This window comes from Pseudomonas sp. FP2335 (genome assembly GCF_030687535.1).
GTDB lineage: Bacteria > Pseudomonadota > Gammaproteobacteria > Pseudomonadales > Pseudomonadaceae > Aquipseudomonas.
Window position 1 is genome coordinate 3,744,513 of sequence record NZ_CP117437.1, and the last position, 13,651, is coordinate 3,758,163.

At 58.6% G+C, this 13,651-nt stretch carries 12 protein-coding genes; 1 reads left to right on the forward strand and 11 read right to left on the reverse strand.

What is annotated here, in order from left to right; all coding sequences use genetic code 11:
- Nucleotides 1-98 precede the first annotated feature (98 nt).
- The 11 genes from PSH81_RS16705 to PSH81_RS16755 all read right to left on the reverse strand — a co-directional run bounded on the left by PSH81_RS16705 (nt 99) and on the right by PSH81_RS16755 (nt 12,480).
- Nucleotides 99-362 carry a PAAR domain-containing protein gene (locus PSH81_RS16705; RefSeq protein ID WP_305391106.1) on the reverse strand — a complete coding sequence of 88 codons (264 nt, stop codon included), beginning with the start codon at nt 360-362 and terminating at the stop codon, nt 99-101.
- The gene (locus PSH81_RS16710; protein ID WP_305391107.1) at nt 362-2,686 is read right to left on the reverse strand and encodes a DUF2235 domain-containing protein; all 2,325 of its coding nucleotides are present in this window, start codon (nt 2,684-2,686) and stop codon (nt 362-364) included. Before PSH81_RS16710 ends, PSH81_RS16705 begins: the two co-directional genes overlap by 1 nt.
- Nucleotides 2,674-3,195, reverse strand: coding sequence for a DUF3304 domain-containing protein (locus PSH81_RS16715; protein WP_305391108.1), 522 nt, complete (start codon nt 3,193-3,195; stop codon nt 2,674-2,676). Before PSH81_RS16715 ends, PSH81_RS16710 begins: the two co-directional genes overlap by 13 nt.
- A 102-nt stretch (nt 3,196-3,297) precedes the next feature.
- Nucleotides 3,298-3,894 (reverse strand): DUF3304 domain-containing protein, encoded by a 597-nt coding sequence (locus PSH81_RS16720; RefSeq protein ID WP_305391109.1) that lies wholly within the window; start codon nt 3,892-3,894, stop codon nt 3,298-3,300.
- Complete coding sequence (locus tag PSH81_RS16725; protein WP_305392785.1) at nt 3,882-4,349, reverse strand: DUF3304 domain-containing protein; 468 nt, start codon at nt 4,347-4,349, stop codon at nt 3,882-3,884. Before PSH81_RS16725 ends, PSH81_RS16720 begins: the two co-directional genes overlap by 13 nt.
- A gap of 56 nt (nt 4,350-4,405) precedes the next feature.
- On the reverse strand, nt 4,406-5,155 hold the full coding sequence (locus PSH81_RS16730; RefSeq protein WP_305391110.1) for a DUF4123 domain-containing protein: 750 nt from the start codon (nt 5,153-5,155) through the stop codon (nt 4,406-4,408).
- 15 nt (nt 5,156-5,170) lie between these two features.
- Nucleotides 5,171-7,564: a type VI secretion system Vgr family protein gene (locus PSH81_RS16735; RefSeq protein ID WP_305391111.1), complete on the reverse strand. Its 2,394-nt coding sequence runs from the start codon at nt 7,562-7,564 to the stop codon at nt 5,171-5,173.
- A 250-nt stretch (nt 7,565-7,814) separates the two neighbouring features.
- Nucleotides 7,815-9,344: a DHA2 family efflux MFS transporter permease subunit gene (locus PSH81_RS16740; RefSeq protein ID WP_192296608.1), complete on the reverse strand. Its 1,530-nt coding sequence runs from the start codon at nt 9,342-9,344 to the stop codon at nt 7,815-7,817.
- Entirely contained in the window at nt 9,344-10,543 is a 1,200-nt protein-coding gene (locus PSH81_RS16745; protein WP_305391112.1) for an efflux RND transporter periplasmic adaptor subunit, read from the reverse strand. Before PSH81_RS16745 ends, PSH81_RS16740 begins: the two co-directional genes overlap by 1 nt.
- A 15-nt stretch (nt 10,544-10,558) precedes the next feature.
- A complete protein-coding gene (locus tag PSH81_RS16750; RefSeq protein ID WP_305391113.1) occupies nt 10,559-12,010 on the reverse strand; it encodes an efflux transporter outer membrane subunit in 1,452 nt (483 codons plus the stop codon).
- Nucleotides 12,007-12,480: a MarR family winged helix-turn-helix transcriptional regulator gene (locus PSH81_RS16755; protein WP_226456416.1), complete on the reverse strand. Its 474-nt coding sequence runs from the start codon at nt 12,478-12,480 to the stop codon at nt 12,007-12,009. The genes PSH81_RS16750 and PSH81_RS16755 overlap by 4 nt, the downstream gene beginning before the upstream one ends.
- Nucleotides 12,481-12,678: 198 nt before the next feature.
- Between PSH81_RS16755 and PSH81_RS16760 the strand changes: the two genes are divergently transcribed.
- Nucleotides 12,679-13,629 (forward strand): fimbrial protein, encoded by a 951-nt coding sequence (locus PSH81_RS16760; RefSeq protein ID WP_305391114.1) that lies wholly within the window; start codon nt 12,679-12,681, stop codon nt 13,627-13,629.
- Nucleotides 13,630-13,651 lie beyond the last annotated feature (22 nt).

Consider the following 13,651-nt stretch of genomic DNA (forward strand, 5'->3'; position numbering starts at 1 on the left):
TGCCGCCTGCACGCTCAAGAGCACCAGCAATGCCAGCCACCAGCCTCGCCAATGGGGTGCTCTCGGCGCAATAACCTGCGGATACAGCGGCGGCCGAGTCATGGCGACACCCCCATCGATGAGGTCGCAAGGGTGCTCACCAAACGACAGCCGCACTCACACCGATGCCCGTGCAGCGCCACAGGTTTGCCGTCCATCGTGGAACCCGCAGTGCCTTCACTGATTTTGTTCAAACCGTGCTTTTTACAGCGGACGGGGTCGCCCAGGCAGGCCACCGGTTTGCCGAAGGCCAGGAAATGACCTTGCAACACCTCGCCGCCAAAGGGCTGCAAAGGATCACCGACACGCACTAAAGGCAACATCAGGCCACCTCCCCGTCGATCTCAAACAAGCTGCCCGCCGCGCGCAACATGGCAGTGGTGCGTTCCAGGCGCTCGGCCAGATCCTCCTGGGCGATTTGAGTTTTCAGCTCGGCGGCCACCAAACCGATGTGCGCGGTTGGCTTGAGGATTTGCTCGGCCCCCGGCAGGAAAGGCACCACCAGGCCCGTGGCCTTGTCGATGACCTGATAACCGATGGTCGCGCCGCCGATACCGGCGGCAAGGCCACCCAGGGCATTTTTTCGCTTGATGCCATACACCGTGGCCCCAACCACCATCGCCACACCCAGCATCCGCCCCGCCACCACCACCGGGGAAAGCTCGCGGCTGTTTTCATTGCCAAAATAGGTCATGCGGTAGAAAAAATAACCGGCCCACAGCTCACGGGTTTTCAATGCGTCGTGCATAAACCAGGCGCGGGAATCGTGGATTTGGTCGTCGAACAGCGCGACCAGCAGGGCCATATTTTCTTCCGTACTGGGCGTACCTCGGTCATCCCGGAACAACTGTTTGCAACGTCGCTCGCCCGCCGCCTTGAGTGCGGCGTGGTCCTTGGCTTCGTCATCTTCGTTGAGCAGGTAGATCGCGTCGCGCAGCACCACGTCCAGCACGTAGCCCTTCAAGCTGGTTTGTTCGCGTTTGCTGCCGGTGTAGTCGGCCTTGAACTCGGCAGCGGCCTGACTCAGTTGGGTCTGGTCGATCTTCGGTTCGTAGATGGGCGGGCCGGGATAATTTTTGGCGGCCTCGGGGGCTTGTTGACGGTCTTTTTTTAGACCGCTTATCAACGCTTCATAGTGTTCGCGTTGCTGGCCCTCATCGTAGGCCGTGGTCTCGTGGGCTTGAGTGAAAAAGGGTTGGTGTTTGTAGCTGTCGTTGGCAAAACGGCCGATGCGCCAGCCAGTGATCCAGCCCAGTTGGTCGGCCAGGGTGTCTTCGACGGTAGTGGTGAGCTGGATAGGTTGGTAGGACCAGGGGGGAGTGGCGGTGGGTGGGTCGGAAGGGATGCCTGGGAGGGTTTGGCGCCAGGCGTTGAAGCGTTCGATAACGAGGGGGCTGATATCGAACTCCTCTTTTGTGTCCGGCCCCAACCTCCGCCAAGACTCGTTGCGCTGCAAGCTTTCAGGCAATGCCTGCTCCGGAACCTGCAACGGTGCGCCCGCAGCGAAGGCTTCGGCATACAGGTCGTGCAAGGCGATCTGTGAAACTAGTTCATTGGTACCACCGCGTGCCTTGCCCTGATCATTTTTTGGGTAGCCGCCCCCCACATCGGAATGAACACCGGGGTAGACCACTTCGATGGTGTTGGCTGGGTACTTGCCATCTTCATTGCGTATCGAATCCAGCGGGAAACACGAGCGCTGTTCGAATCCCGCGACGAAATGGCGGCAGCACTTGACCAGATCAGGGAAACGTTGGGCGTCGGGCAATAACTGAGTGTTATCGGCCCAATCCATATGCCCTGCAAAAAACGGCGCGGCGTGAGCGATGCCGACCGAGGCCACGGTATCCAGCAGGCCGAGAAACTCGACGCTGATTGGCAGACCAATCAGGCTTTGTTCGGGGCGCTCAGCGCCTTCTGGGGTGTCGAATAGCTGGCTTAGCCAAGAGACAAAAGTGCGGGCCTCTGCGGCGCCTCGGGAGAAACCGTATACGAAGAGTTTGATTCCCAGAACCTTGGGCTGCGCTACCGGCACGCGGGCTTTCAAAGGGGCAAGCAGGCTGGTCATTACGGAGCGACGATTGCTTGGGCCAAGGGTACTCATCAAGGGCGTAGGCCACGTGCTCATTTTGGTGACCGCTTCTGCACAGTCATCCTGCAACAATCGATTCCTGGTCAACGCCCAATGCAACGCATCAGCGATGGAGACCAACGCCCAGTTGATGCGATCCTCTCCACCGGTGGCGTACTTCAACCCCTTCTCGCTGTAATCCAACTCGCCTACTTCCGGAAATGGAGTGCCAACACCGGGCATGTAGTAAGAGTAATAGCCGCTCTTTTGGGCCTTTGGACCTTGAAGCGATGCATGAAAAAGTTTAGCAATATTGCTAGGGTGATCCTTTTGAGTGTCGTTATTTTCGTTATTATTGGTTCCATCGAAAAACAAACTTACGTGCAAGCTGTGGCAACATTCAAAACGTTGGCTTCTTCCTTGGGAATCGCGCTGCCGGCAAAAATACCTCTCTTCAGCCATCTGCTTATTATAGTTCTCGCTTACCCTTACCGCGTCAGTTGGCAATCGACCACCGAGAGGAAAAACAGGTGGACCAAAAGCGTTATCTTTTGAGTTATTTTTTAATTCGGGCATACAGCTGGCTCCTGCATATCAAGTGGTTCTTGGATCGGATAGCTTGGGTGACCATATACCCAGCACGAGGTCGTCACCTCCACGCGATTACAGGTCAAAAAATGAACATTCAGACTGCAAGATTTTTTTTCAGGCCACTCCGGAATGGCAACAACAGCTCTATAAACCCTGTAGCTCTCAGCGTGCCTTGCATAAACCTCGTGAAACTTATTCGACGTAACAGATGGCATTTCTGCGGACGAATTAGGATCAACCTCCCACTCAACCTCCACTTCCAACCCCGGCCGCCACTTAACTGGCATAATGATGCAACACGAACTCCCTCCTCCGCCGTGCGCTCTATAGCCATTCACCGAAAACCAATTAATCGCAGTACCTTCAACATGATTGATCGCTGCTATATTCCCGGCCACCATTTTATTTTCTGTAAACGCACACCCCAACAACACTAAAGTCGCCAGGCCGCCCCCCATAAAACCAAAGCAAAGCAAGCATCTCTTCAGGCTCATAACCTGCTCCTTACACACTCACTCAAATTACCAATATAATTTTCTCGACTGGCCGCCAAGACTAATGAGTCGGACCAAAAACGTTATACTTTGAGTTATGTTCTAATTGGGGCATACAGCTGGCTCCTTCATATCAAGTGGTTCTTGGATGGGATAACTTGGATGACCGTACACCCAGCACGAGGTCGTCACTTCCACTCGCTTACAAGTCAAAAAATGAACATTCAGACTACACAATTTTCTTTCTGGCCACTCCGGAACATCAACGACTGCGCTGTAACGTCGGTAATTGGATTTATGCTTGACCATAAAGGCTTTGAACTCATTCGTTCCTATCGGAGGCGTAGCAACATCGCTGTTCGGATCAACCTCCCACTCAATATCCATCTTCAACCCCGGTCGCCACTTAACTGGCATAATGATGCAACACGAACTCCCTCCTCCGCCGTGCGCCCTATAGCCATTCACCGAAAACCAATTAATCGCAGTACCTTCAACATGATTAATCGCTGCTATATTCCCGGCCACCATTTTATTTTCAGCGAACGTACACCCCAACAATGTAAGAACCAATAACCCACACAGGCATTTCAAAACCGCGCTTATCTTTCCAATAAAACACACTACCGACCTCAGCAACGAGAAAAACAAACTCTGCCCCCTAAAAAAATTAATCATGAAACGCGTCACTTCGCACATACAACTGGCTCCTTTGCATGCCTGGGCTCTTTGACAGGATAATCAGGCTGGCCATATGTCGAGCACGAGGTCGTCACCGCCACTCGCTCACAAGTCAAAAAATGAACATTCAGACTACATAATTTTCTTTCTGGCCATTCCGGAAGATCCACCGTAGCACTGTAACGCCGATATTTGGCTTTATGCTTAACTTGTTCAGCTCTATAGCCATCACTCCCCAACGGCGGCCACTTCGAATAAGCATAAGGATCCAAGTCGACTTCCCATTCAACATCCACCTTCAACCCCGGCCGCCACCTAACCGGCAAAATAATGCAACACGAACTCCCTCCTCCGCCGTGCGCTCTATAGCCATTCACCGAAAACCAATTAATCGCAGTACCTTCAACATGATTAATCGCGGCTATATTCCCGGCTACCATCTTATTTTCGGTAAACGCACACCCCAACAACATTAAAGCCGCCAGGCCGCCCCCCACAAAACCCAAGCAAAGCAAGCAACGCTTCAACCTCATAACCTGCTCCTTACATACTCATGAAAATCACCAAAATAATTTTCCCGACTGGCCTTCAAGGCTAATGAGTAGAACAAAGAAAAACGCTGCTCCCGGCCTCCAAGTGCTTGATAAAACTCTCCGCTGTTCATTAATTCCTGCGCATCGCTGATACACCCCATCAACTCGAACTGTTCGTCGCTCAATTCCAGAAAAGGTGAAACGTGAACGGCGCTCTTTCCACCCAATGCATGTCCCTTGAGCCACTGCATTTGCTCATCGCGATCAAACCAGCCCCAAAAAAAAGCCAGTTGCCGAAACTCAGTGCGTTGTTGGTCGGTAAAAATCGAAGACATCAATAAGGGAAAGCTGCGCGGGTCGTAGTAACGCAACAGTCCGGCTTTACCGCCCCAGCGGATTTGCGAAAGTGCTCGCAGCGCGTGACTCAGGGTTTCAAAGGCCAGCGGCGAGATCACCACCAACACGCGTGCGTCGGCTGCGCCGTGAGTCAGTAGTTCCTCCAGCCAGGCTTTATGCCGCCAATGGGTCAAGTCCAGGCGCATCAATAGGGGGGCCTGGTCCAGCATGTGTTCCTCGGGGGTTCCCGTGAACAGTGAAAACCAGGGGATCGCTGGCCTTATTTGCTCCAGCGCCCCGATAAGGTCGGTGTGCCAGGCAGCCTGATCAAACAACAGATCTACAGAGTGCACACCGGCGGTGGCACATACGTGTTCGACCTGGTCCTGCCATGGGATAGGTGCTGACATTTCACTCTCTCCTGATCAACCTTCACGCATCAAAAGGGTGATGGCCTTTGCGCGTGCTCTCTTGAGGCAGTCCTCACACACCGACTGCGGCAACTCACGCAACGCAAAGCTCTGGCCCGCAGGCTGCTCCCACACATGCTGCCCCTTGAGGAGCAACTTGCCGGGGCTGTGGATGTCGATTGCGCCACTCGGGTGGATCCGCAGGTAACCGCCACCACACCCCAGGGTGATGCCGTTCCTGGCGGTCAGGTGCACTTGCCCCTGCACCGACTGCACGCTGATGTCCTGCTGTGCGATCAAATTGAGCAAATCACCGTGGGACTCGATTTCCAGCGGCCCCTTGCCCGAAACCAGGCGCATGCCGTGTTGCTGAGCGAGCAGGGAAATGCCTCTGTTGGCGTGAGCCGAGAGTTGCTGGGCGGCGGCTAGATGGATGTCGTCGTGGCTTTGCAGGTACAGCGCGTCGCCGCTTTTGAGCAGCAGGCTGGACGGCGTAACCGCGCCAATACCTTGGGGAGCGCTGAGCAGGATGGCCGGGGCTGCCAGGTCTTTTGCGTCAGCCTGCAACTGCTGTAAACCGTTGATGGACGGTTGAGGGCTTCGGTGGGCCTGGGCGATGGTCTGCCAGTCGGCCATTTGCTGCGCAGCTCCCTGTATCAGCTGCGTGGCCGGGTCCATCGCCAAGACCGCGCCAGAGGCTTTGCTCTGTTGATCCGCACTGATCAGCAGGCCTTTTGCGGCCCGCATCGCGCCCCAGCCGTCAGTGCGCAGTTCGAACCCCTCGCCGCGTTTTTTCTTTGCGGCATCTACGATATGACCGAGGTTTAGCTGGCTCTTGCCGCTGTATTCGGTGCTGAGCTTGATGTGCTCCTCACCCCGGGTATCATCCATGCGCAATTTGTTATTGGCCGGCGTGCGCAACACATTGCGTTTGTAGTTGCGCAGGGTGACGTGATCAGGGCGTGCGCTGTCGTGCAGGGCGTGGGCAATATAAGGGCGGTCTGGGTCACCTTGCTCGAACGCCACGGCCACTTCGGTGCCCGCGATCAGTGGCAGGTGCAAGCCGTGAGTATCCCCCGCATAAGGCCGGGCCAGGCGCAGCCAGAGGCTTTCCTCGCCGCGCGTCCAAGTGTCGCGATCAAACAGGAAATTGACCTTGTAGCGCCCCTCCAGGTCGATATGCGCGTAAGGGTCGTTCACCCCCGGGTTGGAGACACGAGCCGGGACGGTGCCGGCGATACTTGGCTTGGGTTGCAACGGCGGTCGGTAACACACGGTTTCCGAATAGGGGATGGCGCCGAAGCTGACCTCAAGGCTGCGATCGCGGGCAGCACGGGTTGTCAGTTGGGTGATCACCACCCTGGGCATGAACGCCTTGGGCGCGCCGCCGGTAATGGTCAGTACCTGGCCTGGCGCCAGCGTTGCACTGGTGCTAAGCCCGCTGAGCCGGGTCTGGTTATTGAGGTAGCGTTCATGCCGCAGGCGCGCGTAGCTGTAGCCGCTTTCGGTGGGCAGGTCCTCGTCGGTATCCAGCCTGTTCCCGAGCACGCTGTAGGGTTCGGCATAGTGGTATGCCTCGCCATAAGTGGTGGTGGCACCACGGGTCTGGTCGATGTCGCCGTCGAGACACGCATTGGCATCCCGGTATTGATAAGCGCGAACGTTGACGTGTTGCTCTACAACCTGATGGTGGGTTTGCAGTTTCCACACACAGTCCTGATCGCTGCTAAGCCCGGAGGGCGGTCGATAGGGCAACTCGACGTCGAACTGGTAGTAACGCTGGTGATCGTGAAACTCCACGACATCAAGATTCAATCGCTCATCGCGAACGAAGCGATACCAGATGCCAACGTCGGCCAGCAGCCGTGAAATAAAGGCCAGATCACTTTCGTCGTACTGCATGACCTGCTCGCGCCTGGGGTAGTCGCGCAGCAGTTGGAAGTAAAAATCTTGCCCTTCAAAACCGTGACGGCTACGCAGGATGTACTCAACGATCTGCGGCACGGATTGCTGCTGGTAAATGCGAAATTGCTTGCCCTGCGCCAGCAGCGCCAAACGTGGTTCGAGGATGATTTCGTAGCGGCCTTCATCACTGGAACCAGACAGGCGTTTGAAGCCGGTGACAACGCCGGTCAGGGTGCGAAGTGGCTTGTTTTTTGGAGGTGGCTGCCAAACCAGGACAGGCTTGGGCGGCAAGGAAAAAAGGCTGAAAGTTGCGGGTTTGCCCAGCACTCGGTCGACCGCCAGATCGCGCTCGGTGCAGGTGAATTCGATGTGGTACTTGAAGGGAAGGCTCAGCTGCTCTTCGCCGCGAAAAGCCAGCACGTCGAGCAACGGATCGACACCGTAGACCCTGAGCCTGTGTCGGCTGTGATCAAAGAAAGCGCTCGGCAGTACGCTCGTATTCATACCTTGTCATCCCTGGACGGTGCGAAAGTCCAGAGAGTAAAGATTTGTTATCGGCGAATAATGTCGGAAAGGTCCTCTTTAAAAGCAGGGCACTTCCCAACCTATAGCGTCGGTTGCCGATGTGAACACAGATCCAACTGTGCGGGCTTGCTCGCGAAGGCGGTGTGTCAGTCAACCAAGGCATCGACTGAACCACCGTCTTCGCAGGCAAGCCAGCTCCCACAGGGGATTGCATTCCACATTTCGTGGATCAGTGCCCGGAAGCCGCCGGCCCCGCCTTCGCCGTAAACGGCGGCTTCGCCAGCCACACCAACAGCATCAACCCCATGAACATCCACCCCAGCAACGTGAAGTAATCCACGGTGGACATCATGTATGCCTGGCTGGTGAGGATCTGGTCCAGCTGCGTGTAGGCTTTCTGCCCTGCCCCGCCCAAGGCATCCAGCGCATTGCGTGTGGCCGAGTCGTAGGTGGTCATGTTTTCACTCATGTAGGCATGGTGCTGGTCTGCGCGGCGAATCCAGATCCAGGTGGTCAGCGACGCCGCGAAGCTGCCGCCCAGGGTCCGCAGGAAGGTCGCCAGGCCGGCGCCGTCGGCGATCTGGTGCGGCGGCAGGTCGGACATGAGGATGCTCAAGGTCGGCATAAAGAACAGCGCCACGCCGATGCCCATGAACAGCTGCACCAGGGCGATGTGCTGGAAGTCCACCTCATTGGTAAAGCCCGCCCGCATGAAGCAGCTCAAGCCAATTGCCAGGAACGCCAGGCCCGCCAGCAGACGCAGGTCGAACTTGTGCGCGTACTTGCCCACGAACGGCGACATCAACACCGGCAGGATGCCGATCGGCGCCACCGCCAGGCCGGCCCAGGTGGCGGTGTAGCCCATCTGGGTTTGCAGCCATTGCGGCAGGATCAGGTTGATCCCGAAGAAGCCCGCATAACCGAGGATCAACACGATGGTGCCGATGCGGAAGTTGCGGTGCGCGAACAGCTTCAGGTTGACCACCGGGTGTTTGTCGGTGAGCTCCCAAATGATGAACACCGCCAGGGCAATCACCGAAATCGCCGCGCCGATGATGATGAAGTTGGATTCGAACCAGTCCAGGTCATTGCCCTTGTCGAGGATGATCTGCAAGGCGCCCACACCGACGATCAAGCTGAGCAACCCAACGTAATCCATCGGTTGGTGGCTGGTGACCACCGGGCGTTTCTTCAGCTGCGAACGCACCACCATCACTGCAAAGATGCCGATCGGCACGTTGATAAAGAAGATCCACGGCCAGCTGTAGCTGTCGGTGATCCAGCCACCGAGGATCGGCCCTGCAATCGGCGCCACCACCGTGACCATCGCCAGCAACGCCAGGGCCATGCCGCGCCTCGCCGGCGGGTAGACCGCGATCAGCAAGGTCTGGGTCATCGGGTACAACGGCCCCGCGACCAGGCCTTGCAGGACCCGGAAGGCGATCAGCTCGGGCATCGACGTGGAAATACCACAGAGGAACGACGCCAACACAAACAGGATGGTCGCCCACAGGAACAGCTTCACCTCGCCAAACCGGCGGCTGAGCCAGCCGGTGAGCGGCAAGGCGATGGCGTTGCTCACCGCAAACGAGGTGATGACCCAGGTGCCCTGCTCCGAACTCACGCCAAGGTTGCCGGAAATCGTCGGCAACGCCACGTTGGCGATGGTGGTGTCGAGCACCTGCATAAAGGTCGCCAGCGACAGGCCAATAGTGGCCATCAACAGGCTGGGTGGCGTGAAGGAGGCGTTATTGCTCATCAGCGTTGCACAGCCTTGGGCGCGGCGAGGCTGTTGTCATGGATCAACTGGGTGATCATGGCATCGGCCTCGGCGAGCTGGCGGTCATACACGTTGGTGCTGAACGAGGCTTTTTGCGGCGCCTGTTGCGCCAGCACCGGGCCGCTCTGGTCGTGCAGGTCAACGCTGACCTGGGTCGACAAGCCCACCCGCAGCGGGTGCTTGGCCAGCTCGGTGGCGTTTATGTGGATGCGCACCGGTACCCGCTGCACGATCTTGATCCAGTTACCCGTGGCGTTCTGCGCCGGCAGCAAGGCAAATGCACTGCCGGTGCCCGCGCCGAGGCTATCGATGGTGCCGCTGAATTTCACGTCACTGCCATAGATGTCCGACTCGATGTCCACCGGCTGGCCGATGCGCATATCGCGCAGCTGGGTCTCCTTGAAGTTGGCGTCGATCCACAGTTGGTTCAGCGGGATCACCGCCATCAACGCGGTGCCTGGTTGCACGCGCTGGCCCAGTTGCACGGTGCGCTTGGCGACGTAGCCGGTGACCGGCGCGATCAGGGTGCTGCGCGCATCGGTCAGGTAGGCCTGGCGCAGTTGCGCGGCGGCGGCTTGCACGTCCGGGTGGGAGCTGATCACGGTGTCATCCACCAGCGCGTTGGTGGTTTTCAGTTGTTGCTCCAGGTTGGTCAGGGCGTTCTTCGCGGCGGTCAGGCTGTCGCGGGCGTGGGACAGTTCTTCCTGGGAAATCGCGCCACCCTGGGCCAGGGTTTTACGCCGGTTGAAGTTGTCCTGGGCGGTTTGCACGTCGGCTTTCTGCGCGTTGACCTGGGCCTTCATGCCGTCGACGTTGCTGTACAGGCCGCGCACCTGGCGCACGGTGCGGGCCAGGTTGGCCTGGGCACTTTGCAGGCCGACGGCGGCGTCGTTCGGGTCGAAGTTGACCAGCACCTGGCCTTCGTGGACCAGGTCGCCATCGTCGGCGCCGATGCTGACCACGGTGCCCGTGACCAGCGGGGTGATTTCCACCACGTTGCCGTTCACATAGGCGTCGTCGGTGCTTTCGCTGAAGCGCCCGTAAAGTTCGTGCCAGGCCCACACGCCGACGACGCTGAGGATGACGATCAGCGCCAGGCCGATCAGCATCACTTTGCGTTTGCGTGGGTTGTTGTCTTTCGGTTGTTCGGTTGCGTTGGTGTTTTCGGCAGTGGCCATGACAAGTACCTCAAATTATTCCGTGCGTGTGGCTGGGGTGGTCGCTGCCACGTTGTCGGCGCTGTAGCCGCCGCCCAGGGCCTGCATCAGTTGAATCGACAGATCGATCTGCGCGGCATTCAGGGTTGCCAGCTGACGCTGGGCCTGCAGCAGTTGCTGCTCGATGCTCAGCACATCCAGGTAGTTACCGATCCCGGAGCTGTAGCGCTGCACCCCGGTGTCGTAGGACTGCTGGGCAATGTCCGCGGCATGTTGCTGGGCCTGGATCTGCCGGCCGGTGTCGCGCAGTTGCGAAAGGGTGTTGCCGATATCGCCCAGGGCTTGCACCAGGGTTTTGTTGTACTGCGCCACCGCCAGGTCGTAGTCGGCGTCGCGGGCATCAAGGTCGGCGCGCAGGCGGCCGCCGTCGAAGATCGGCAGCGAGATCGTCGGTGCAATGTTGAAGAAGCGGCTGGCCGACCCGAACATCGCATCGCCCAGCAACGACTCGGCCCCAGCGCTCGCGCTCAGGTTGAGGTTGGGATAGAAGCGCGTCTTGCTGGCATCGATGTTCCTGCCTGCCGATTCGACCCGCCAGCGTGCGGCGATCAGGTCCGGGCGCCGCCCCAGCAGCTCGGCCGGCAGCACCGAGGGCACGGCGACCGCGCTGGGTTTCAGCACAGTGGGCCGGGCCAATTCATTGCCACGGTCCGGGCCTTTGCCGAGCAACACGGCCAGGGCGATCTTGGCGCTTTTCAGCTGTTTTTCCGCGTCGATCAATTGCGACTGCGAGCTGGCTTCCAGGCTTTCGGTCTGCTGGTACTGGTATTGGCTGTCGATGCCCGAGTTCAGCCGGCGCTTGCCCAGGTCGAGCATCTGCCGGGTGCGCTTGAGGTCGTCATTGGCCAGGTCGCGCACGATATGGGCCTGGCCCAGGTCGCTGTAAGCCTTGGCCACGTTGGCGGCCAGGGTCAGGCGCGCGGCCTGCTGGTCGACCTGGGCGGCACGCGCCTCGCCCAACGCGGCTTCCCAGGCCGCACGCTGGCCGCCCCAGAGGTCGAAGGTGTAGTTGAAGCTGGCGCCAATATTGCGCACGGTCGAGTAGGCATCGCCCTGCCCGCGTGGGTCCTGGTCCTTGGCCAGGCGCGAGCGGGTCACACCGGCGCTGGCATCCAGGGTTGGCATACGCGCCGCGTCGGCGGCGTAGGCGGCGGCTTCGGCCTGATGGGCACGGGCGCTGGCCACTTGCATGTCCGGGCTGTTTTGCAGGGCTTCCTGGATCAGGCCGTCGAGTTGCGGGTCGCCGAGGCTTTTCCACCAATCGGCGCTGGGCCAGGCGGCACTCGACAGGGTCACGTCGCTCAAGGTCTTACCCGTTTGCAAAGTGCCGGCGTCGAGGCGTTTGCCTTGGGTGTCGAGGCCGCTGTAGTTGGCGCAACCGGCCATGCTCATGGCCACCAGCACCAGGCTGAGTGCACGTGTGTTCATTGATTACCTACCCGCTGGATGACGATGGCGTCACCGGCAGCTACCAGAATTTTCTTGAGGATGCGCTCCAGGGTCTGCAGCTCGCCGGGCTCCAGGGCGCCGGCCAACTCGTTCATCGACTGGGCGCCGATGTGCGGCAGCATGTCGGCCAGGCGCTGGCCGTCTTCGGTGAGCACCAAGCGCACTTGGCGCCGGTCCTGCTCGGAACGCTGGCGCGCGAGCAAGCCTTTCTGTTCCAGGCGGTCGAGCATGCGGGTCATGGAACCGCTGTCCAGGGACAGGTGGCGGCACAGCTCTGCCGGGGTGTCCACGTCGAACTGGGCAATGATGATCAACACCTTGAACTGCGCGGCGGTGACGCCGTACGGCTCCATATGGGTGTCGATAATGCGGTCCTTGAGCAGCGCCGCCCGGCCAAGGAGCAGGCCGAGGTGGCAGTTGCGAAAGCTGTCAGGGGTGAAGTGGGGCATCGGAAGTCACCTTATTACTGCCTAGGCAGTGAATGTATGACAAGATGTTACTGCCTAGGCAGCGAATGTCAAAAGAAATTATTAGCTTGCTTGGTAATTGGCGGATGAATGGTGGGTTTCTAAGGATTACCTGATGGGTTGCGACGCCTTCGCTCAGTAATCTGCGTAGTCCCTTGGCCAGTCGATAGCGACCTTTCCATGACCTCTTTGAAACAGCTTGCCTGCCTCGCGGCAATCAGCCTGGCGGGTGCGCAAGCGGCCTTTGCGGCTAATTGCACCGTCACCACCAACACCAACGAAACCCTTAATTTCGGCGCGAGCCTGGCCAATGGCAGCCTGACGGTTCCCGCTGACACACCCGACGGCACTGTGATTTACCAGGACACCGTGCAATCGGTTCGAAACGAATGGAAATGCACGGGCGCTTCGCAATACGGCCTGGTGATGAACCCTGCACTGGGCTCGGTCACCAGCGGCTCGACCTACCCTATCGGCAAGACCGGGCTTTCATTCCGGATCTGGATCGACGCACTGAGCCGCTATGAGAAAAGGCCTTTCACGCTCAAGCCAGACAATTACGGCATCTCCCCAGGCTCGGTACGCCTGGAAATCGTCAAGTCAGGCCCGCTGTCTCCACAGGTCAAGGTCGCTGCCGGCAACCTGGGCAACTTGCAAGCTGACGATCTGATCATCAGCAAGTACAACCTCACCAACCCCCTGGTGCTGAACGCCGCCTCCTGCCAGACCCCTTCCGTCCCCGTCGCCATGGGCGACGACTATCAGCTCTGGGAGTTTCGCGACGCAGGCGCAACCCCTCGCACCATTCGCTTCAACATCGGCTTGAACCAGTGCCAGACCGGTATCAATAAAGTCACCTATTCGCTCAAGGCCACCACCTCCGTCATCGACGCGGCAAAAGGTGTCGTCGCGCTCAATGGCGGCTCCACGGCCAAAGGCATCGGCCTGCAATTGATGGATGATGCTGGGCAACCCATCGCGTTTGATACGACCTACACCTTCAGCGGTTTCACCACCACGGGCGCCAACTTCAAGATCCCCTTGTCGGCCTCGTATTACCGCTTGCCCACCGGCAACGTCGAGGCTGGCAGCGCCAACACCGAAGTCACCTTTATCGTGAACTACCTGTAGCAAACTAAGGATCGTCTGATTT

Excerpts from the sequence above, each read along its gene's own strand:
- PSH81_RS16705 (WP_305391106.1), bottom strand. The coding sequence starts at position 362 with ATGTTGCCTTTAGTGCGTGTCGGTGATCCTTTGCAGCCCTTTGGCGGC.
- PSH81_RS16710 (WP_305391107.1), bottom strand. The coding sequence starts at position 2,686 with ATGCCCGAATTAAAAAATAACTCAAAAGATAACGCTTTTGGTCCACCT.
- PSH81_RS16715 (WP_305391108.1), bottom strand. The coding sequence starts at position 3,195 with ATGAGCCTGAAGAGATGCTTGCTTTGCTTTGGTTTTATGGGGGGCGGC.
- PSH81_RS16720 (WP_305391109.1), bottom strand. The coding sequence starts at position 3,894 with ATGTGCGAAGTGACGCGTTTCATGATTAATTTTTTTAGGGGGCAGAGT.
- PSH81_RS16725 (WP_305392785.1), bottom strand. The coding sequence starts at position 4,349 with ATGTTGTTGGGGTGTGCGTTTACCGAAAATAAGATGGTAGCCGGGAAT.
- PSH81_RS16730 (WP_305391110.1), bottom strand. The coding sequence starts at position 5,155 with ATGTCAGCACCTATCCCATGGCAGGACCAGGTCGAACACGTATGTGCC.
- PSH81_RS16735 (WP_305391111.1), bottom strand. The coding sequence starts at position 7,564 with ATGAATACGAGCGTACTGCCGAGCGCTTTCTTTGATCACAGCCGACAC.
- PSH81_RS16740 (WP_192296608.1), bottom strand. The coding sequence starts at position 9,344 with ATGAGCAATAACGCCTCCTTCACGCCACCCAGCCTGTTGATGGCCACT.
- PSH81_RS16745 (WP_305391112.1), bottom strand. The coding sequence starts at position 10,543 with ATGGCCACTGCCGAAAACACCAACGCAACCGAACAACCGAAAGACAAC.
- PSH81_RS16750 (WP_305391113.1), bottom strand. The coding sequence starts at position 12,010 with ATGAACACACGTGCACTCAGCCTGGTGCTGGTGGCCATGAGCATGGCC.
- PSH81_RS16755 (WP_226456416.1), bottom strand. The coding sequence starts at position 12,480 with ATGCCCCACTTCACCCCTGACAGCTTTCGCAACTGCCACCTCGGCCTG.
- PSH81_RS16760 (WP_305391114.1), top strand. The coding sequence starts at position 12,679 with ATGACCTCTTTGAAACAGCTTGCCTGCCTCGCGGCAATCAGCCTGGCG.